Annotated in this window: 14 protein-coding genes and 1 pseudogene; 5 read left to right on the top strand and 10 right to left on the bottom strand. The window is 42.1% G+C overall.

The genetic code is table 11. From position 1 onward, the window contains the following. Window positions 1–17: 17 nt before the first annotated feature. The 9 genes from AB4160_RS16290 to AB4160_RS16250 all read right to left on the bottom strand — a co-directional run bounded on the left by AB4160_RS16290 (window position 18) and on the right by AB4160_RS16250 (window position 11,617). A complete protein-coding gene (locus AB4160_RS16290; RefSeq protein ID WP_102520051.1) occupies window positions 18–1,418 on the bottom strand; it encodes a sulfatase-like hydrolase/transferase in 1,401 nt (466 codons plus the stop codon). Between the two features lie 9 nt (window positions 1,419–1,427). Further along, window positions 1,428–2,855 (bottom strand): aldehyde dehydrogenase family protein, encoded by a 1,428-nt coding sequence (locus AB4160_RS16285; RefSeq protein ID WP_102520052.1) that lies wholly within the window; start codon window positions 2,853–2,855, stop codon window positions 1,428–1,430. A 1-nt stretch (window position 2,856) separates the two neighbouring features. Beyond that, the gene (locus tag AB4160_RS16280) at window positions 2,857–4,008 is read right to left on the bottom strand and encodes a mandelate racemase/muconate lactonizing enzyme family protein (protein WP_102520053.1); all 1,152 of its coding nucleotides are present in this window, start codon (window positions 4,006–4,008) and stop codon (window positions 2,857–2,859) included. Between the two features lie 296 nt (window positions 4,009–4,304). Next, window positions 4,305–5,744, bottom strand: coding sequence for a sulfatase (locus AB4160_RS16275; protein WP_102520054.1), 1,440 nt, complete (start codon window positions 5,742–5,744; stop codon window positions 4,305–4,307). 22 nt (window positions 5,745–5,766) lie between these two features. Next, window positions 5,767–7,335, bottom strand: a complete 1,569-nt coding sequence (locus AB4160_RS16270; protein ID WP_102520055.1) for a sulfatase-like hydrolase/transferase — start codon at window positions 7,333–7,335, stop codon at window positions 5,767–5,769. A gap of 269 nt (window positions 7,336–7,604) precedes the next feature. Beyond that, window positions 7,605–8,339 carry a FadR/GntR family transcriptional regulator gene (locus AB4160_RS16265; RefSeq protein ID WP_102520056.1) on the bottom strand — a complete coding sequence of 245 codons (735 nt, stop codon included), beginning with the start codon at window positions 8,337–8,339 and terminating at the stop codon, window positions 7,605–7,607. 111 nt (window positions 8,340–8,450) lie between these two features. Beyond that, window positions 8,451–9,110: a 2-dehydro-3-deoxy-6-phosphogalactonate aldolase gene (locus AB4160_RS16260; RefSeq protein WP_102520057.1), complete on the bottom strand. Its 660-nt coding sequence runs from the start codon at window positions 9,108–9,110 to the stop codon at window positions 8,451–8,453. Next, complete coding sequence (locus AB4160_RS16255; protein ID WP_198589313.1) at window positions 9,094–10,014, bottom strand: 2-dehydro-3-deoxygalactonokinase; 921 nt, start codon at window positions 10,012–10,014, stop codon at window positions 9,094–9,096. The genes AB4160_RS16260 and AB4160_RS16255 overlap by 17 nt, the downstream gene beginning before the upstream one ends. A gap of 34 nt (window positions 10,015–10,048) precedes the next feature. Then, on the bottom strand, window positions 10,049–11,617 hold the full coding sequence (locus AB4160_RS16250; RefSeq protein WP_102520058.1) for an MFS transporter: 1,569 nt from the start codon (window positions 11,615–11,617) through the stop codon (window positions 10,049–10,051). A gap of 108 nt (window positions 11,618–11,725) precedes the next feature. Between AB4160_RS16250 and AB4160_RS16245 the strand changes: the two genes are divergently transcribed. Then, window positions 11,726–12,805: an SMP-30/gluconolactonase/LRE family protein gene (locus AB4160_RS16245; RefSeq protein WP_102520059.1), complete on the top strand. Its 1,080-nt coding sequence runs from the start codon at window positions 11,726–11,728 to the stop codon at window positions 12,803–12,805. A gap of 53 nt (window positions 12,806–12,858) precedes the next feature. Continuing rightward, the gene (locus tag AB4160_RS16240; protein WP_102520060.1) at window positions 12,859–14,850 is read left to right on the top strand and encodes a glycoside hydrolase family 127 protein; all 1,992 of its coding nucleotides are present in this window, start codon (window positions 12,859–12,861) and stop codon (window positions 14,848–14,850) included. Window positions 14,851–15,170: 320 nt separating this feature from the next. Here the strand turns inward: AB4160_RS16240 and AB4160_RS16235 are convergent, their stop codons facing one another. Continuing rightward, window positions 15,171–17,597, bottom strand: a complete 2,427-nt coding sequence (locus AB4160_RS16235; RefSeq protein ID WP_303414505.1) for an alpha-amylase family protein — start codon at window positions 17,595–17,597, stop codon at window positions 15,171–15,173. 1,091 nt (window positions 17,598–18,688) lie between these two features. On the opposite strand from AB4160_RS16235, the gene AB4160_RS16230 reads away from it, so the two are divergent. The 3 genes and pseudogenes from AB4160_RS16230 to AB4160_RS16220 all read left to right on the top strand — a co-directional run. Continuing rightward, the gene (locus AB4160_RS16230; protein ID WP_102520062.1) at window positions 18,689–19,894 is read left to right on the top strand and encodes a family 16 glycosylhydrolase; all 1,206 of its coding nucleotides are present in this window, start codon (window positions 18,689–18,691) and stop codon (window positions 19,892–19,894) included. Window positions 19,895–20,050: 156 nt separating this feature from the next. Beyond that, window positions 20,051–21,184 (top strand): hypothetical protein, encoded by a 1,134-nt coding sequence (locus tag AB4160_RS16225; RefSeq protein ID WP_133126426.1) that lies wholly within the window; start codon window positions 20,051–20,053, stop codon window positions 21,182–21,184. A gap of 463 nt (window positions 21,185–21,647) precedes the next feature. Further along, a pseudogene (locus AB4160_RS16220) lies at window positions 21,648–21,783 on the top strand (IS91 family transposase); the annotation flags it as partial.

Raw genomic sequence — 21,783 nt, 5'->3', positions numbered from 1 at the left:
ACCACACGCCCCCAATGTTACTTACGGTGGTATCTATCCATTCGTTCAATGTCATAATTTTCAAACTTTCGCTTCAGTAACCACCGCGGTCTTTCTAACGTTGATTCCCAATCGAAAAGGGTTTTGAACATCGCCTTGACCCGTTCAGGTTCACTCGCGGCGAGGTCATTCAGCTCTTGCTGGTCATTTGGTAAGTAATAAAGTTGTGCAGGACGATCAGGGAAACGCATTAGTTTCCAGTCGCCAACTCGAATAGCTGCTCGTACATCTTTTTTCCAGTACAAGGTATGATGAGGACGTGCTTTATTGTCCCCCGCGATATAGGGCAGTAAGTTGACCCCATCAATATTTGACAACTCAGTTATTTGGCCATCAGCTGCGGCATAAAAGGTAGGTAATAAATCAAGTAAGCTAACTGGATAATCGTATTGTGAACCGGCTGCAAACTTACTTGGCCAAGAGGCCACAAAAGGTACGCGAATTCCACCTTCAAGGTGGTTTGATTTACTGCCACTTAATGGTGAGTTGTCTGATGCATTACGATCTGTTGGTCCACCATTATCATTGGTAAACACAACAAGTGTATTGTCTGCGACTCCAAGCTCTTTAAGCTTATCGATAATCTTGCCTGACGCCCTGTCTAGCGCTAAGGTCATCGCGGCTACCGTTTTACGGTCTCCCGTTAGTGATGGGAATTGAGCAAGATCCTCTTCGGTTGCATCCATTGGCGTATGAACAGCATTGAACGAAACAAAAGCGAAAAATGGCTTATTTGCTTTAACGCTTTTTTCAATAAATGCGTTAGTTTCACTGGCTAGCACATCAGTTAGATAACCTTGATGCTCTTTCAATACACCAAAGTTTCTCTCCATAAGGTCCAGCTTGCTAGGAGGCGTTTTAACACTGTCATAAGCAAAATAGCTGCGCGCGCCACCTCTAAACCCATAGTATTCATCAAAGCCACGCTTTAGAGGGTGGAACCTATCAGCGCCTCCCAAATGCCACTTGCCATAGAACGCAGTGCTATAGCCTTGGCGCTTTAAATGATCAGCAATGGTTTTTTCTGATAAGGGAATCCCCATCTCACTACCATCATGAGCTGAGTTTTCACTCATGAAACCAGGCACATTGTTCTCTTCGAAACCAAACCTTTGCTGATAACGCCCCGTCATCAAACCTGCTCTCGAAGGCCCACAGGTAGGGTCTGATACATATGCTTGAGTAAATTTAACACCATTAGCGGCTAATGCATCCAGATTAGGTGTTTGCATGACACTACTACCTTGAAAGCCAAAGTCGGCATAACCGGCATCATCAGCAAATAACAAAACGATATTTGGCTTTTCTTCAGCGCTACTCACCATTTGTGAAAAACAACACAGCCCCAGCAGCATCAAAGCAGCAGTTAATTTACTCATTTTTTTGACCTAATTATTTATAAGAATGGAAACACGTTTATTGGTTAGGTATTCATGTAAACTGTACTTAGAACAGTCCTTGCCGACTCCGCTTTGCTTGAGCCCACCATGAGGCAATTGCACACCGTAATGCACTTCATTTATGCAAACGCTACCGGCATCAATTTCCTCAGCGGCGGTCATCGCTCGTTGGAGGTTGGTGGTATACACATAGGCAGCAAGCCCAAGATCACAATCATTGGACATAGAAATAACGTCATCTGAATCGCCAAAAGGAATAACAGCTAGTACAGGGCCAAAGATTTCATCACAAGTCAGCGCCATTTTATCGGTGCAGTCAGCCAAAATTGTTGGCTGTAGATAAAAGCCACTTTTGCCTTCTGGTATACCACCACCCATGACAACCTTGGCACCTTGAGCTACCGTGTTTTCGATAGAGGCCAAGATACGCTGGCGCTCTTTGTCACTCATTAGAGGTCCCATGATCCGGCCTTCTTCACGCCCAACTCCCAGGCGAATGCCTTGGGCATGTTGTTTGGCTTTTTCAATAAACTGGGTATAAACGGATTCATGAACAAAACAGCGGTTCGGTGATACACATACCTGGCCGCTATTAGCAAACTTTAAATCAATAATGTCAGTGACGGCTTTGTCTAGCTCGGCATCGTCATAAACAATCACTGGCGCATTGCCACCTAACTCAACCGAGAAATGTTTAACGCTGGTACAAGCCGTCTGCATTGCTCTCACGCCAGCAGAGGTGGAACCAATCATGGTGAATAGCGCAGGCGTTTTGCTAGTAAGGAGTGGATTAGTCACATCATAATTGTTACTTGAGATGACATTAATAACACCAGAAGGAAACCCTGCTTCAAGTGCTAATTCTGCACATCGCAGTGTCGCTAATGGTGTAACCTGTGAAGGCTTAATAATACCGGTGCAACCTGACGCCAAAATTGGCGCCACTTTATAACCGAAGTTCAATAGAGGGAAGTTCCAGGCAAGATAGCCCACCACTACACCTAATGATTGTCGTTTGATAAAGTGATGAAAACGACCATCTGGGTCTTGAATCACAGGCTGATCAATTCGCTTCATTTCTTCAACAAAGAAACGCAAACAAGTCACTAACATACCAAAGTCATATTCAGCATTATCAACTGGTTTGCCAGTTTCACTTATTAAAATATCAACGATTTCATCTTTATTTGACTCTAGAATGTCAACATAGCGCAAGATCAATTCTTCGCGGGTTGCCAACGATGTTTTAGACCAGGTTTTAAAACTTTCAGAAGCCGCTTTTAGGCAATCTTGAACCTGCATAGGATCAATATCTGGAACCTGCGCAATAACTTCTCCAGTATCTGGATTTACTACATCAAACTGCTGTTGAGAGCTAACTAGTTCGCCGTTTATTAACATTGAATATTGAGTCATACTATTTTGTTTCCGTTGATAAAACTGTGAAATGAGATAAAGCATTTTCATCAATTTCTACACCAAGTCCAGCCTCTGTCGGCACATTAGCCTCACCCTGGTGTACTTCTACGTTTACTTTAAAAAGCTCATCCCTCAATGGGTTCTCTGTCCGGTCATACTCAAGCAGTAACGGCTTAGCTTCGCCTCTACCTGGTTCTGAATAACTTGTCGCAAGAAAATGCGTAGCAGCAGCTAGGTTAAGTTGTGTTCCCCATACGTGTGGGATCATGTTGATACCGTTTGCTGACGCTAGGTTGCGAATTTTTATCGCTTCACTTGGTCCACCGCAGTACGCAAGATCGGCCTGCACTAACTGCACCCCACCTTGACGAATAAGCTGATTGAATCCGTAGCGAGTCTGCTCGCATTCTCCAGTGGCAATCGCAACGCGAGTTTGAGCTTGCAACTGCTTAAATAAATTTGGATGCTCTGGCGATAACGGTTCTTCAAACCACTCGTAACAGTTATCTTCAAGCACTTTGGCTATATAAGCAGCCTCTTGTAAGTCATACGCATGATTAGAATCAGCTGCTAAAACCATATCTGGCATTGCTTGTCGCATCGCGACAATTAACTTCTTATCAAATGCCACATTCTTACCGATCTTAATCTTCATCGCTTTAAAGCCACTAGCGGCATGGGTTAATGCTTCCTCAACTAACGTGGCAATCAAACTTTCTTCAGCCATATCTTGAAAATACATGCCGGTTGCATAACAAGGGACCTTTGCTCTAGAACGTCCTCCCATTAGCTCACTGACACTCAGCCCTAACGCTTTACCTTTCAAGTCCCATAACGCCATATCAATACCAGACATGCCTGCCATCATTACGCCAGAGCGAGCAAAATCCAAAGATGAGCGCCACATGAAATGCCATAAACGCTCTGTTGCTATAGCGTCTTCATTAATCAGGCGAGGGGCGTAAAACTTTTCTACACAAGCTTGAATAACAGCAGCAGGGCCATAGCACTCGCCCCATCCCGATAAGCCGCTATCAGTAATAACTTCAACCAGAAGCACATTACGTTCTGAGTATGACCACTGTGAAAAACCAAATGGTTTATCTAGTTCACTACGTACATGATGCGTTTTTATGCATGTTATTTTCATACTGAATTCCTGCTAGATAAGGGAGTAACCTACAAATCAGCCCAAATCATACCTAATTGCTTATACTAACTATTTAAACATATGATGTTTAAGATCGCAACACGAGCGAAACAAAAAAATAACAAATGTTCAATCCAAGGGAGTTCATGCAAAGGGAGGGGAATATGTCTAACGACAGACTGTACTGCTAGTCGCTATTCACCGCGACTACCTGTATTGATTTTCTGAAGTGCAAAATGAGAAATAAAAAAGCAGCGCAATTGCGCTGCTTGCAACGAAAATTGTTGCAAAGACCATCAGCCTGCAGGCGGTGGGAAGCTCTCATGAAATCGTGGCATAGATGCTTCTCGCCACTCAAAACCTTCTTTGTGAATATGAAACCACCTTGGCTGAGTGTGTGTCCAAGACCAGGCTTCCATCTCAGCTAGCATTTCTCGCAACACCATTGGGTATTGCTTACTAATATCTTTCGTTTCACCAGGATCTTTATCCACATCAAACAGCTGCCAACTACCCTTAGTGTTAATCGCTTTGAAGTTATCTTTTCGACCAGCTATCTCTGAATAACCTTTACGATGTCTAACGGCATAAATCATTTCTCCCTGCCTTGCAGGTTGCAATGATTTCACGGCCTGAAAGATATCTTTTCCATCAAGTTGTTTGGAGGGCGAAATTGGTGCGTTAGCAATGCTGGCAAAAGTAGGGAAGAAATCTAACGTAGTCACTGGGTGAGTATATGTTTCTCCGCTAGTAATCTGTTGTGGCCAGTGAAAGAACATAGGTGTGCGATAGCCACCTTCTGTAACATCTCCCTTTTTCCCCATCAAAGGGGAGTTACTGGCTCCTGTAGAGGGTTTTCCACCGTTGTCACTTAAAAATACAATCAAGGTATCTTCAAACTGTCCCGTTGCTTTTAAGCTATCTACAACCTGTTTCATTCCTCTGTCTACTGCATAAACCATTGCGGCATAGACTTGGCGTTTTCTGTCTTTAATATTAGAAAACTTCGCCATATCTTCAGCTTTTGCCTGCATAGGAGTATGCGGCGCATTGTATGCAAGATAGAGAAAGAAAGGTTGCTGAGGTTTTTTAGCGGCAGCTTCAATAAACTTAACCGCCTCACGAGAGAGTCCATCAGTTACATATTCGGTTTCATCCACCTCTACACCATTGCGTTCTAATGGGCGAAGGTATTGAAAAATATCATGTTCCAGCCCTTGATTAGCTTGCCTAGAGTACATTTCTGAAAACTTTTCAGGCAAATAATGGTGTCCACCATTTAAAAAACCATAAAACTCATCAAAGCCACGATTATTAGGATGATATGGTTCAGCTTGCCCGAGATGCCACTTACCTATAACACCAGTGTAATAGCCAGCGTCTTGCAAGACTTTACTAATAAATAACTCATCTGTCGGAACCCCTAATCCACCTGAGCGACTACTTGTAGGTAAGTTAAACTGTGCACCAAACTTATGAGGGTATCGGCCTGTCATCAAACCTGCTCGGCTTGGGCCGCAAAATGGATGAACATTATAAGCCGATGTAAATTTTGTTCCCCCTTCAGCAAGCGCATCTAAGCTAGGGGTTTGAATATCTGTAGCCCCATTAAACCCTACATCGGCATAACCTAGATCATCTGTAAGTACTAACAGAATATTAGGTCGAGACTCTGCAGCCATTAATGAGCAGGGACTCAGCAGGAGTATGCACAACGAAACAATTAACTTCTTCATGGTCAGATATTCCTTAATCTAATTATTGATTAGTAGCTGTTAAATAAGGTTTGGCATGATATTTAAGTTTGCTTACTGACGGGTCATCGACACGCTCAAGCTCAGACATTAAAAGTTCAACCATTTGCTTGCGTATCTGTCGATAGGCATTGTTTGTAATCACATTGGTGACTTCACCAGGATCTTTCTTTAAGTCATATAACTCATCACGGTTATCACCAGGATTCCAAACAAATTTGTACTCAGGCGTTCTCACTGCCCGAATACCGAACCATGCGCCGTTGTACCACTCGTAAGCATATAATGCGACATCCTGCAGACCGTTCTCAGCTTTATCTCCATGCATCATTAAAGGATATAGGTCATGACCATCTACATCGCCATCACTAGCTAGTCCCATTATATTGGCCAACGTCGGAGTAATATCCAATAGCGACACTTGTCGATGAATAGTCCGTGGAGCGAGGGTAGGCGCTTTGATTAACAATGGCATTCGCATCAGTTCATCGTAAGCGTATGGGCCTTTATCATATAAACGATGCTCACCTAACATGCTCCCTTGGTCGCCAAGTAAGACGATGTGTAAATCGTCATAAATCCCTTCTTCTTTGGCAGTTTGAATAAGCTCTCCAATCATTCGATCAACCATGGCGATAGCACCATAGTAAAAGCTGCGGGCTTTACGCCAGTCGGTATCAGTCATATGACCAACGTCATGCCAGGGCCACCAAACACCATCTTGTGCCAGTGGTTTATTAACTCTTTTAGCAAGGTGATTTTCAGGCAGCTGCAAGGTGCTTGGGTCATACATGCTGGCGTATGGCTCGGGTACTCGATAGGCAGGGTGAGGCTGATTAAAACTTATCACGCCAAAAAATGGCCTTTCATCTTTTGCCATTTGGCGCAGCATTTTCTTGCCAGCAGTGACTTTTTTGTATGCTTCAGTGTCTTTATAAGTTCCTTTTAAGGTTTTGTAGTACTCGTGTTTTTCGCCGTTTTCATCTAGCTTCCCCTCATAGTAACCTTGTACCTGAGGCACTTTGGCATAAGGGGTATATACACGACTAAATCGCTCTCTTGGCTCGTGCCCATGCGCTAAATCGATTTCCGCCCCTCGTAACTCCGTCCCTCTAGCACCTAAGTGCCACTTGCCTACATGCCCAACTAAATAACCTGCTTCAGATGCTCTACGTAATAAGCCACCCTCATTTAAATCCAGCTCGGCTAAACGAGTTGAATACAACTCAACATTGTCATCTAAACCGGTTTTATGCCCCCACCTTCCGGTATAAAAAGCCGCCCGAGATGGTGAGCAAAGTCCAGTTGTTGACATGGCATTATCAAATCGAGTCGATTCAGAGGCTAGTTGATCAATATTAGGTGTCGAAACTGGGCCGTTGCGATATGAAAACGAGTCAAAGCGCATATCATCAAACATCAATACCAACACGTTGGCGTTCGGTCGAACTGTCTGCTCTTTATCGGTAGCTGAGCAGATACAAGGGATAAGCGATAACAATACTGCACTAACCTTCAAAATATATCGTTTTGAGAAGTACGCACATATTCGACCGTTATTTGATGCTGACATTAACCCACTCCCGAAATTAAGGATAAATGAAGATGAGTATCGGACTCAAAATACCACTCAACACAAACTCACCACATACAATCTATGTAAACATATGATGTTTTATTACGCAACATAAATTTAACCTGGGCGCAAATAGTAGGAATAGGGTAGTGCGAAACATTAAAACCAAAAGCCTCTGAGCTATAAACTCAAGAAGCTTAAGCCAGATAGCGAACTATGCCGATTTAAAGATACAAAAAAGGCCTCAAAAGAGGCCTTTAAAAACGCTAAACATCAAAATTTTCTTTTAACCGCCTAATGGCATCATTTAGAAGTTTTTCCGTTAACATTTCAGCTTTATCAGCATCACCAGTCTTGACTGCGTCACAGACTTCGCGATGAAAAAGTACAGAGTCACTATTCTTTCTTGGGTCTTGATTAGTAATTCGTACACTGACTAATAATGCAGAATAGATCACTCCTTCCATCGCCGTTAAAAATTCGTTGTTAGCCGCCCGTAGCATGGCTTTATGAAACAGGGCATCAGCAACAATAAACTTCTCCACAGAGCCACTTTCTTGCTCCATTCGAATACAGGCATTTTCAAGTTCGGCAATATCTTCCGGTGTTGCACGTTCAGCAGCCCATCTCGCGGCTTTAGGCTCAAAAGCTAACCGAACATCCATTAATTGATTAATAAACTCAGCTCTTGGCGTGGCGGTAACATGCCAAGCAAGCACATCATCGTCCAAGAGTATCCACTCATTACGAGGGCGAACCTTTGTCCCAATCCCCCGACGAACATCTAATAAACCTTTTCCAACTAAGATTTTAACCGCATCTCGGATTACAACTCGACTCACTTGAAAACGGTCCGCTAACGCATTTTCATCGTCGAGCAAGGCCCCTGGCTCATAGGAGCCTGCCACGATTCTTCTGCCTAACTCCCTGGCTACCTGAACCGACAAGCTTGGTGTCATTTTTGCTGCGCGTTTTAAGTCGTAATATACTAATTCACTCATCGTGGCTGTCATTGTCCTTAAGTTCGTTGTTAAAATAACAACATAAACATCAGATGCTTGTCTTGTATGATTATATCAACAACGTAACAAATTGCACTGTCTTAGTATCAATTAGTTTACTAAACCTGAATCATACTCACCCTTTAAATGCTTAAAGTTACTGATGAATGCTTCTGCATTCTTTTTTATTTCTTCCAGCTCCATAGCTGGTTTATATAAAGATGAGCCTAACCCAAAACCAGACACGCCTAGCTTAATATAGGGTCTCATACTGTTTGAATTGGGTTCAATGCCGCCAACTGGATAGCATAACGTATTTTCCGGCAGCACTGACATTAAAGCAGATAGCCCTGCGTGCCCCAGCGCGTTAACAGGGAATATCTTCAAACCTGTTGCGCCGTACCTTAATGCATCGAATGCTTCTGTCGGTGTAACGACTCCGGGGAAAACTGCACAACCAGCACTTACCCCCATCTGAATCACTTTCGAGTTGACGTTTGGCGTAACGATCAATTTCGCCCCAGTTTGAATCACCTCATAAGCGAGCTGAGCAGACGTCACAGTCCCTGCACCAATCAAATACTTGTCACCATACTTATCGACCAGCTTTTGAATGCTAATCAATGCATCAGGGCTATTTAACGGAACCTCAATCATAGTAAAACCCTGTGAAATGAGTACTTCTGCTACATCAAGGCACGTAGCCGGTGTTACCCCTCGTATAATGGCTATAAGTGGAAACTGTTTGGACAGTTCAAATGGCGTATACATGTTTTTCCTCACGTTTCAGTGCAATCATACCGGCTAAAAAACAACGATCACCGCAGACTATTTCACTCTGTTTTTCTAAATGATTTAATGCAAATTGATAGCGTTCACACATCTTTTGGTTACCAACAAGATAATAAAATGGCTGTGACGTTTGTTTTAGTTCAAAGCCTATCAACATACCGGAAAGGTAATCTCCCACTTGAGAGTCTGATAGTTTGCCAAACAAACGATGCGTCCAACCAAGAAAAATTTGATGGGTAAACTCCCCTTGCTGGGCATCATCAACCCCGGCTAAAAAACTTGTTTCTTCAAACTCATCATCAAGCGTTATCCCTTTGCCCAACAAACTGTGATTGATCAATAAACTAAACACTTCACCTGTTAGGTAACTTTTAAAGTCCACTATCTGTTGACGATCAATACAGGCATGCTTGGAATGTGTTCCAGGCAAGATGGCTGATAGTTCATTTTTTTGAGTCAATAATGACAAGCCAAGGAGTTGTACTTCCTCGCCGCGCATAACATCATACTGCTTGTCTGTTTGATGACTGATACCGGGGTAAATAGTCCCGGTTACTCCCCAGGGAAGCTGAAAGCTGTGTTTTCCTCGACTAAGTAGCGCGGCACTAGCAGGAGTAGAAACATAGTCGACATTTATCCACCCTTTTAGCGACCCCACCATTCCAGCCATATAGATTGGCAAGTGTTGGTAACGACCTAACCAAGCTTCTAGTACCTCAGCAAGGGATGAACCAAATTGACCATCAGGAACCTGAAGCAAGCCTAAAGGTAATGTTCGCAGCTCAATACAGTTGTCATGCTCACCCATCGCAAAAGCACGAAAATTGGTGGTGCCCCAATCGATAATCAAATAAGTAGTTTCATTAAGTGTTGATAAACCCAATGCTTTAGCTCCATTACAATTAAAAAACTGACATTTATGCTTTAGCTAAATCCATCTCAATAGCTTCGATCGTTTTGCCCTTGGTTTCAGGTAAAGTGAAATACATCACTACTGTCCCAATCAATCCAATCATTGCGTACAGAGCAAAAATACTCGCAACCCCCATGTTGTCGAGCTGCCAAGGGAAGAATTGCTGAATCGACCAGGATGAAACCGTTTGCACTAACGCAGCAAAAGGCAACGCGACACTTCGAACTGAATTAGGGAATATTTCTGAAAAGACGACCCACATGATTGGACCAATAGATAGGTTGAAAGCGGCTAGAAATGCAAAAATACCAAAGAGTACTGCCCCAGCATTAATCCCTTGCTGTGTTGCGTTAATTATCGGACCTGTAACTAAAGGCAACTCACTTGGCGTAAACAAGTCAGCGAGTGCACTTTTTAAAGCTACATCTGAATCAAAATGCTGACCTTTTAGTTTTACCAGCACTTTAGAGTCGATATCTTCCTTCGCAAGCGCTGCACTAATTTGCTCTATCGCATCAGAAGAAAACTGATAGCTTGCCTGGCTAAAACCATAGTATGTCGAGCTATGAGCAATTACGACCAAAACCAATCCTGCAAGTGTCAGCGTTCGGCGTCCAAGTTTCTCAACAAAGCCAATCGCAATAAAAGTAGAAACCAGACCAACAACACCAATGACAGTCGTTTGCAAGAATGTGTCTTCAACACTCATACCGACCTGTTCAAACACCATAGGTGCAAAAAACAATACGGCATTCATACCCGTCGCCCCCTGCACCACTGCGTAGGCGGTCGCCAGCAAAAGAACAAATCGTAAACGCTTACTGAACAGTATTTTCAGTTGACTAACAGTGTCTTGAGAGGTTTGCTCTGAAAAGCTTTTGTTAACCTGTAGCAGTAATGGTTCAACTTGTTCCGGAGGGCTAATTCTTGCAAAAACCACTCTAGCTTCATCGGTGCGCTGCTTTTTAACTAGCCATCGAGGGGACTCTGGTAACGTCATCAACAAAGCAACCCAGATTATATTGGCAATTAACTCAGCACCCAGCATAAAACGCCAGACATTGTGGTGGTCTAAAAAGGCGACACTGTCCATGAACTCAATTAAGAAATAATTGATCACAAAAGCAAGTAACAAGCCTAAACCAATCATGAATTGGTTCACCGAAACAAATTTGCCCCGGGTTTCAGCAGGTGCTATTTCTCCAATATACATTGCTGACACAGTAATAGAGGCAAAAGCTACACCACCAATAAACCGCCCTACAACGAGCATTTCGTAACTAATGGCACTTGCAGAGACTATTGAAGATAACGAGTACGTTAATCCAATCGCCAGTAAAACCTTCGCTCGACCAAATCGTTCACATAAGGTACCAGTGAAGAACAGCGCGACGATAACCCCCAGCAGTGCACACCCTACAACAGTCCCCTGCTGAATAGCATCAAGCCCAAACTGTGCACTAATAAAGCGCAATGCTCCTGAAATGTTTGCTGCATCCAATCCAAAGATGAAACCACCAAACGCTGCAATCATTGAAAACCTAGTCACATTGGCATACTGACTTTTTTGCATAATTTTTTGCCAACCTATATACATAATATTATTTTAAACATAGTATGTTTAAAATATGTTAAATACAAGCAGCAAATCTACAACATTTTAATTAGGGAGCATTTTGCAATGAGTCAACTAAAACAAAAGCACCAAGACTACTGCCACAACTTCCTGTTGTTGTGCTTTTATTGCACAGTCATCATATTATTAAGTAATCATGCTCAAGCAGATGGCACTAAAGTTCATAACCTTCAAGCTGCTAAACCTTTTAGTGTGTTACCCAACAACTGTCCAACACCTGATGCATTTGCCATCGCTCCAGATGGTTCTTTAACGCTATCTTGCCCTAACTATGCCAACAACCAACTCCAAGGGGAGCTTTTCTCATTGAAGCCCGATGGGAGTGTTCGTCATCTCACGACAGTCCCAAGATTGGGGCTGACAAAAAAAGCAAATCCAATGGGCTTAGCTTACGATGAGCATGGTGCACTTTATGTCGCAGATGCTAGGGGAGTAAAGCAAGGACGTATTCTCAAGCTCACCTTTAGTGACAAGCAACTAACTGATACTCAAGTGATTGCTTCTGGATTAAACCCTAATGGGCTTAGGTACCATCAAGGTGGGGTTTATGTAACACAACTGACCATGCCTAAAGTAAAGTCCACCAAAATGACGAGTGCAATCTACCGATTTGACGCTAATCAACGCAATTTACAAGTGACAAACACGTTGGAAGATCCTCAGATTATCTTTACGGTAGAAACTCAAAACCCAGTTATTCAGATAGGTCTTGATGGTATTGTATTCAACTCTCAGGGCGACCTTTATGCTGGTAACCTAGGGGATGGAGAGATATATCGCCTTAAGTTATCTGCCTCAGGACGAGTTGAGCAAACTAACTTATTCGCTACCCTACCTAATACAGCTCGAATAGATGGAATGGTTTTCGGTGCTAATGATGTGCTTTATGTTGCCGGTTTCGGCTCTAATCAAATTTTTTCAGTTTCCCCTACTGCTGAGGTAAAACTCATTGCTGATTACCCAGACAACAATGGGGCAAACGGGCAAATTGACCAACCCGCGGACTTAATTATCTATCACGAAAAATTAGTGATATCTAATTTTGATTTAATGAAAGGCAAAGGAATTAAGAACACACAACATAGTCAGCCTTATACGCTGTCGTATATTGATGTAAAACAATAAACATAACTACTTACAGATGCTCCTGTATAAGCAGAATTAGAAAGAGGTAAAACATGAATGCTCGTAATACCAACGACAAGGGGATTGTCGGTAATGCTCAAAGCCCGCACGTGAAACTTAAAGCCACTAATTTTGGCGATTGTCAGTGGACAACTGGCTTTTGGGCCGATAAAACCCAAAAAGCTATCGACGTTATGGTCCCTTATATGGGGGATGTATTAACGGGTGATGTCGGCCATGCCTTAAACAACTTTAAAATTGCAGCAGGAATGAAAGAAGGTAAACACCAAGGCATGTATTGGCATGATGGTGACTTCTACAAGTTTCTAGAGGCAAAAACCTATGCTTATGCCCTGTCTAAAGATGAAAAAGTACTGGCAGAGCTAGATGAGTACATTGAAATCATTGGCAAAGCTCAAGAGCCCGACGGTTACTTGCAGACCCAAATCCAACTAAAAGTTGATGAAGATGCAGAGCGTTATTCAAACCGTAAGTACCATGAGATGTACAACACAGGTCATTTACTTATTACAGCTTGTGCTCATTATCGTTTAACCGGTAAGCGTAGCTTTTTAAACATAGCTCTCAAGCATGCAGACTTGCTTTATACCATCTTCTTCCCTGACACCAAACACTACCAACGCTTTGGCTTTAACCAAACACAAATTATGGGATTAGTGGAGCTTTATAGAACGGTTGGTGATAAGAAATATTTGGAACTTGCGAAGAAGTTTATTGACCGTCGCGGAACCTATGAAATCAAACATGACTCCACAACCGTTGGGTACCCAATTGGCGATATGGTGCAGGAAAGAACGCCACTTCGAGAAGAAACCGAACCTGTAGGCCATGCGGTATTAGCACTGTACTACTACGCTGGTGCAGCTGACGTTTATGCGGAAACAGGCGAAGACGCACTCATTACAGCACTTGATCGATTATGGGAAAGTGTGACCCAAAAGAAAATGTATGCAACCGGAGCCGTTGGTCAAACTCACTATGGTGCATCAGTAAACCGCGACATGATTGAAGAAGGCTTCATTGATGACTATATGATGCCAAACCTTACAGCTTATAACGAAACCTGCGCCAATTTATGTAATGCCATGTTTAGTTTCCGCCTGTTAGGTATCCATGGCCAAGCCAAGTATGCAGATATCATCGAATTGGTCATGCATAACAGCGGATTATCGGGTATTGGTCATGAAGGCAAAGATTATTTTTACGCAAACCCACTACGGATGATCCACAATACACGTGATTATGACGCGCATGCTGACGTAACAGAAACACCAAATCGCGAAGGTTACTTGGCTTGTTTCTGCTGTCCTCCAAACTTAGTTCGTACTATTTCGAACCTTTCAGGTTGGGCTTACAGCATGGCGGACAATGGTGTTTATGTGAACCTGTACGGTGGCAACCAATTGAATAGCCAAATGTTAGATGGTTCATCAATCAAACTAACCCAGGACACAGACTACCCGTGGAAAGGTTTAGTTAAGCTAACGGTTGAAGAATGTCGTGAACAAGCCTTTGAAATCGCACTGCGTATTCCAGGATGGGCGCAAGGTGCAACCATCACTGTAAATGGGGAAGTGTTAAATATTGCAACAACGCCTGCAACTTACGCTTTAATCAACCGCAACTGGCAAGCTGGAGATGTGGTCATTATCGATATCCCTATGGAAGCCACGTTTATTGAAGGACACCCGCGTATAGAAGAAGTACGTAATCAGGTAGCGGTTAAACGTGGCCCTATCGTTTACTGTATTGAAACACCAGATTTACCGGCAAGCACTAAAATTTTAGACGTGTATGTAAACGGTGACACTAGACTTGAGGTCAATCATCAAGACGATTTACTTGGTGGTATTACGACAATTAACGCTGAGCTTTTACTGCGCAAAAATACAAAAACAGACTCTATGTATAGTGCGTTAACAAAACCTAACTGGGAAAGTGTTAATACCCAATTAGTTCCTTACTTTGCATGGAGTAACCGAGGACTAGCTGAAATGACGGTATTTATGCCAGTTAAGTGGTAAACCCAATCCCCAAGCAAAAGGCCACAATAACATACGTTTTGTGGCCTTTTTTACACATCTTTGTAAGCAATTGAGTTAACAGAGAAAGTAGTGGAGCTCGGAGAGGAAATAGTAACTTGGATACTTAACCTCTACTCGGGATAACAAAGCCTTTAACTCTGAAGCGACATCCACGTCATTAGAGTCAATTTAGCAGCCTAACAAGGTAAAACTATAAGCAAATGGTTTTATCTATTACGCTGATTAACATTACTTACTGCTTCACGTTATAAATTTGACTAGCCTCTCCAAGCATAAGAAAAAGGCTAGCCATAAAAGGACTACTGAATCGTGACCTCAACCAGCATCACACCCTCACTAGATAGCTCAAAACGAGGAGACACATCATTACTCGTCATCAAATCAGTAACTTTGACAACTTTTCCATTAGCAGAGTCCAACTCGAGAGAAACGGTTTCATGGCCTAAGTTCATAATGTTGACCAAATAGCGACCATTTTGCTGCGGTACAACTCGCCACATAGTCGTTTTAAATGGCTTACCATTCTCTTCTTTCAATATGATCTGAGGCAAACTTGAATCATCCAATGTCCCCATAGTTAACTGAGCTAATTTTGCTATGTCATCGGTGTTAGCTTCTACTAACTTGCCCTTACCACTAACCAACTTAGCCTTACGTTTTTGGCCATATTCGTTTAACGATAAACTCGCTGGTGTATCAACTATGACTGTGCCGCCATTATCAAGATAGAACTGCAACGTCTCAAACTCTTCATCAGTCACAAAACGATTGTTATAGACTACGATAGTATCCCACAGACTATGGTCTTGCTTTCTAATAATATTATTGGTGGCAAATCCAAGAGGATAACCTTCAAAATAGAACTGTTCGTAAAACTCTGACATCTGTGTCATATACTTATCGCTATTGATGGCTGAAGTTTCAGAATAGAACAAACGGACTGGGCGCTTTTGCTCACGTAAGGAAACAATTTCTTCAGAGAAACTATTTAAGTCGTACATCACCTGCGTGACTTCATTAGTCACATGTGGCTGCATATTATTTGAACCAGCATAAGCCCCAGCAAGGCCGGGATCAAAGAAATCTAATTCACCTTCTAAACGATCTTCTGGTGAGCCATCAGGGTCACGAGCCCAAAACCACCCCATATTGGCGTCCATACCATGAAGCGTTGCTAACCAGTAAACACTGCGTACATAACTAGTGCGGGTATCTAAGTCACGCCATTGACCTGAAGACAAAAAGTGTGATTCTGAATTAACGTTAATTTTGTCAGGAGCTACCGACTCCATAAAATCATGAAACATACTCACAATACGCCAATAATAAGCATACTTTTCTAACCAGTCAGATGATTTACCAGGCCTAATATTGGCACTACCAAATGACTTAGCATCATGACCAACCATGGTGGTCAGTTCAGCCAACGCCTCCGTATCGATACCACCTGAGCGACTATCTTCCATAAACATACGAGGCATTACTTTAATATGGGTGTCGGCATCTGGATTAACGGCATGTAACTCGTTTTGCATAAAGGTAAACCAATCCGTTCCGCGATCCATGTTATAACGCATCCAGTCATACCAAAGCGGTGTCCCCTTTAAAGCAGTATCCATCGGGATTTCGACAGTGACATCATTAAAGGTTTTAAATTGGGTGTTCCAGTTTTCATTTAAGCGCGAAATATCGCCAGCGTACTTGTTATCAAGCCAGGTTTGAAATTTTGCCAAAGTATATGACGAAATATCATTCATCTCTTTAAAACGATTTGTCCAATGCCCTTTTTCAGAAAACCAATGAGGTTCATTAGCCAATACAAAGCCTAATTCCGTCACTTTCTTGCCTTTTGTTAGCCTGGCAGTTTCACGGATAATCTGACTCCAAACCTCCCGAGCTAATGGGTTATCAACATCAAAACCTGTAAATAGAGAGCGCCCTTTACGGACTTCAGGTTCTCTTTTCTCTACCCATTCAGGAATCCCCATGATCCAATAGACTAAAAAGCCGATGTTCGTATCAGGAATTTGCGTCAGTTCTTTCATTAACTTTTGATCAAATGTGCCATCTTCTTTCAGCAAAAATGAATTAATCGCACGGTCATGGTCAACCTCATAAAGGTTTTGCCCACCATGGTATAAGGCACCTAAATGGTCATTATAGATTTGAGTATTTGTGAGCGGTTGGCCAACAGTTTTTGAAAAATAATCATAAGGGAAAATAGGCTTACCCTTGCTAATAAACATGTTTTCACCAGCGGTTGTGCCTTGCCAGTCGACTTTGTTGACTGGGCGACGCGTTATCACTCCGCGCAGCTCTTTGTCTAAAGCTTCAATACCAGCATCAAGTATCTCTATGACCTTTCTTCTTTCAAAGTCAGGTAAATCTGCGGCCAATTGATGTTTATCTTCGGCATAATAGCGTTCATAGCCGAATGCATCAGCAATGACTTGAGGGTTAGCTTCGTCCCAATTGGCGAATATCAAGAATTGCTCAGCAAACCAAATTATGGTCTCTTCTCGAGCGATATCAATATTGTTCGATTTAGCCCGCTGCATCATTGTTTTCAAGGTATCTATTTTTACGCGCGCTTGCTGCTCATAAGACAACTCTTGTTGAACAACCTGTATAGCTTCATTTGGTGTTTGAACTTGTTGGCTGCATGCTGTACCCAACAAAACTAGCGGAGCTAAAATTGCTCCCTTAAAGTGATATTTCAAAATCATCTCCTTTTTAATGGGCCCATGCCGACATCATCCTGACTGTGCCAATACAATAACATCACTCCTTAATATACATCATATGTTTAAGACTGTATGCTATTTGTTAAATTTTTGAGTAGTATCTTTTCATATGATTAATAACGCCATCAATTCAAAAGTGGCATCGTGATGCTGTAGCGGTTTTGTCCAAGCATGTAGAAGAAGCGTTAAGTTACTTTATAACGAGTTGATTATTAATATGAAAACTAGCCACCCATTATTAATCAATAACATCGATAACTTTTGGTATATCGCAAGTTAGTTCACCAGACTAAATAGTCGTTAACTTTGGGAGTCTACTAAATTGGAAAGATTGGATGCTATTTCGGCACATTTAGCTGATATTGGCCGAGTTTAAACCAGTACAAGGCTGTCCATGCTTAAATACGGGAAGGTTAATGAGATTATGTGCCTTACTGAGTTGGTATAGGTTTGCAAAAGCCTGTTTATTGAAAATACTGACAACTTGAAGCGAAGTACTGTCGTCGCTTTTGTAAATACTGACAGTATTTGGTCTGCTCTTACAGTGCCGCTACTGGACCATGAAAAAGCAGCCCGAATTCGGTCGTGGGATTTAGCCAGTTGGCTTGATTGATATTTAATCGAGAGAGTTTTATAAGCTTCCAGCTCTGATAACAACGTGTTTATCAGCACGAATTATCCGCCATGTAACATCATTTAATTCTAGGCAACTCTTTAATGAAGACGCTATTTTGATTTGATTAGCGCATTCATCACCAATAAATGGCAATCTAAGCATCTCCCCCCCTCTCAGCTATGCTCGCTTTGTACAAAAATAGCTCAATGCACTATTGCGAATCCATACATCATATGTTTTCATTGATTATATCAATTCGCTAGTATATCTGTTTGTAAACATAGGTCGCCATTTCGATGACCCATTTATTTGCACTGTTGTCAGTTAGCCCTGCCTCAATTGATACAAAGGAGAAAGCAGCCTGAAGTTGACGGTTTCCCCTTGTAAAAAATAAGCCCTTAGAAGCCAAAAAGTAAGGGCTGACATTATTTTTCACTAGTAAATAAATGGACTATTTATGAACAAACTTAGAAAGTTAACGGTATTCACATGCAGTATCGCCAGCCTTTTCTCTCTACACAGCTTTGCCGCAGCGCCTAGCGCACCACCTATTGCTAAACCAGGTGAAACTTGGGTATTACAAGCCAAACGATCTGATGAGTTTAATAATAAAGACTCTGCAAAATGGAACTTTCAACCTGAAAACTTTGGCGTTTGGTCTTGGCGTGACAGTAATGCTATTGTTTCTGGGGGCAAGCTGATTCTAACGACTCGACGTGAAAATCACACCCGTACTTTCTGGGATGGTTGTAATAAAAAACAAGTACCTAACTACCCTTTGTACTACACCTCAGGCATAGCTAAATCACGTGCAACGGGTAATTACGGTTATTACGAAGCAAGAATTAAAGGCGCAAGTACTTACCCTGGTGTATCGCCTGCATTTTGGATGTATAGCACGATTGATCGCACTCTGACTGAAGACGGCGATGTGCAATACAGCGAAATTGATGTGGTTGAATTAACCCAAAAAAATGAAGTTAGAAAATCAGATCATGACCTACACAACATTGTAGTCATTAATGGTGAGCCAACTTGGCAACGCCCGTTAAAAGTGCCATTTAATCACAATCAAATAATTCTGCCTTATGATCCTCGCAACGACTTTCATACTTATGGTGTAAACGTCACTAAAGACAGTATAACTTGGTATGTCGATGGTAAAGAAATCGCCACTAAAGAAAATAAATATTGGCATCGTCAGATGAACTTAACGCTGTCACAGGGATTACGTGCTCCATTAACTGAATTTAGATGTAACCAGTTCTATCCATCAGATCAACGACCATCTGCCGGTTACCCAACCTCAATGGAAGTTGACTACGTTAGAACATGGTTTAAAACCAACGGTGGTACTGGGCCAACCGAACCGACCGTTCCTGGTAATGGTAATGACTGCCCTACTACTTGGGTTCCGGTAACAGGGGTGACAGTCACACCAGCTTCTAAGGTGCTTGCTAAAAACCAAACTGTTAGCCTGAATACTACGGTATTGCCGCAATGCGCCACCAATAAAATAGTCACATATTCATCAAGTAATTCCACTGTTGCCGTGGTTAACTCAAATGGCATTGTTACCGCGCGTAAACGGGGTAATGCTGTCATTACAGTAAAAACCAAAAATAAAGGTAAGGTAGATACGGTCAATATTACGGTTAATTAACCGACTTAATATTGCACTAAACACACCTATCCAAACCGTTACAAGCTTATTGTTACATAAACTCGATCAGTCTATGTATGCAGTCAATAAGCTTGTTTACTAACCCCGTTCAATGACGATGAGGATATTATGGTGATAACTAGAAAAGGTGAAAAAGTGACGATAAACATAACCACTCACAACATCATCATTTTGGCTCTAATGACAACTGCACTGAGCTTGTTCGGTCGCCTTTTACTACAACAGCAACCGCCAAAAGGCTTCCATGAATTGCGACTAGATGAGCCAAAGGCAGGCGTATTACAATCTTATAAACCTGTAGCAAATACAAATAATCGCTTGCTGGCACAAGCTGAACAAACAAGTGAACAAGCCAGCAAAAACCAACAAACAAGCAATTTTATTACCAGGCTTGAGCAAGCAAACCAGATTGCCTCATTTGAGCAACGTGCACCGATTATCAAAAATCTACTACAACAGTGGAGTAATCACGATATTCACGCAGTTTTACAATGGCTACAACAACAACCAATAACTAACGAACTCGGTGAATACTACTCTCCGGTTTTGCAGCGTTATATGCAAGAGGATGAACTAGGCGCAGGCGAAATGATCCTCACCTTGCCCGCATTTGATGTAATGCCAAGTATTATTGCTCATTATATTAACCACCTTACCCATAAAGATGTTGAAGCAGCACTGCTTTGGGTTGATAACATCCATGACGACTTATCAAAACAACAGGCAACTCAGTCATTACTCAATGCTTGGTCACAACTGGCTCCCCTTGAGGTAATGCAATACCTCTCTGACAACGACCATATAAATGAAGCCATTAGCCAAAATGCCATGATCTCGATTGCCAATCAGCTGAGCAAACAGCAGCACCAAGCGAGCATAGACGCCATTCATCAATATCCAGAAGTGCTGCAAACCAAGTTGGTTTATAGCTTACTGACACATTGGCCCATTTCTGATGCAGCCAATGCTGTTGAGTGGATTAATACCTTGGACGGTGGATTAAAAAATGAGGCTATACGCAGTTATATTGATTACTTTGGTGTGAGCCAACAGCCTGAAGTCAGTTTTGAACTTGCCACAAATATGGTCAATCACCCATTAAAGTCAGCTTTACTGCTTAGGGTATTAACACACTGGTATCGAATCGATCCGAATTATGCAAGCCAACGTGTGCGAACGACAATGAAGCTAATTGAACCTGAAAAACAGCAACTGATTTCACAGGTTAATCAGGCTATTGAACGCTCAAATCATCAACCAACTCGCTGACGAGGACTTAGCGACTAACAAAGCACATTAGCAATTGTATTTAGGTGATGACGTGCGATATTAAGCATAACTGCTGTAGTTAAACGACAAATAAACACTACACTATGTAAACTTATAGTTCGAAGTCTGCATACTTATTTATCATTATGCAGACTTATGCTTAAAACAACATAAGTGTCGCTGGATGCAAAGTCTGACATAGGCAGCTTATAGCTTTCAATAACTTACCGAAAAGATATAACCATACTCTGACATAAAATGTACCCATAGTCTGACAAATCGGAACAGCACTTAGATACTATAATTATGAATTGTCATTTTATTACAACTAAAAGCGTATCTCTTGCAAACTCATATCTGGACATTTTCGTGTTAGGACTTTGGGTAATCATGGCATTTCAGATTACCCAAAGTATGGATAAGCTCTAAACCTGTGGCCAATTTCAATTGGCCACTACACACCGTGTTTGCGCCGCTCGAAAACACCACTAAAACTCAAGCCATACGACCTTGCCCTTGTTGCCGACAACCGATGATATTTATGGGGGTGCATAGGAATAAGCATGCACGACTGACAAGCTTTCTTAGGCAAAAACCAA

The organism is Shewanella sp. 10N.286.51.B8 (assembly GCF_041469325.1).
Taxonomy (GTDB): Bacteria; Pseudomonadota; Gammaproteobacteria; order Enterobacterales; family Shewanellaceae; genus Shewanella.
This window is presented reverse-complemented; position numbering and strand designations above follow the sequence as displayed.

Bases quoted from the DNA above. Each gene is read 5' to 3' on its own strand.
- AB4160_RS16230 (WP_102520062.1), top strand. From the start codon at position 18,689: ATGAACAAACTTAGAAAGTTAACGGTATTCACATGCAGTATCGCCAGC.
- AB4160_RS16250 (WP_102520058.1), bottom strand. From the start codon at position 11,617: ATGCAAAAAAGTCAGTATGCCAATGTGACTAGGTTTTCAATGATTGCA.
- AB4160_RS16260 (WP_102520057.1), bottom strand. From the start codon at position 9,110: ATGTATACGCCATTTGAACTGTCCAAACAGTTTCCACTTATAGCCATT.
- AB4160_RS16280 (WP_102520053.1), bottom strand. From the start codon at position 4,008: ATGAAAATAACATGCATAAAAACGCATCATGTACGTAGTGAACTAGAT.
- AB4160_RS16275 (WP_102520054.1), bottom strand. From the start codon at position 5,744: ATGAAGAAGTTAATTGTTTCGTTGTGCATACTCCTGCTGAGTCCCTGC.
- AB4160_RS16290 (WP_102520051.1), bottom strand. From the start codon at position 1,418: ATGAGTAAATTAACTGCTGCTTTGATGCTGCTGGGGCTGTGTTGTTTT.
- AB4160_RS16245 (WP_102520059.1), top strand. From the start codon at position 11,726: ATGAGTCAACTAAAACAAAAGCACCAAGACTACTGCCACAACTTCCTG.
- AB4160_RS16265 (WP_102520056.1), bottom strand. From the start codon at position 8,339: ATGAGTGAATTAGTATATTACGACTTAAAACGCGCAGCAAAAATGACA.
- AB4160_RS16285 (WP_102520052.1), bottom strand. From the start codon at position 2,855: ATGACTCAATATTCAATGTTAATAAACGGCGAACTAGTTAGCTCTCAA.
- AB4160_RS16235 (WP_303414505.1), bottom strand. From the start codon at position 17,597: ATGATTTTGAAATATCACTTTAAGGGAGCAATTTTAGCTCCGCTAGTT.
- AB4160_RS16270 (WP_102520055.1), bottom strand. From the start codon at position 7,335: ATGTCAGCATCAAATAACGGTCGAATATGTGCGTACTTCTCAAAACGA.
- AB4160_RS16240 (WP_102520060.1), top strand. From the start codon at position 12,859: ATGAATGCTCGTAATACCAACGACAAGGGGATTGTCGGTAATGCTCAA.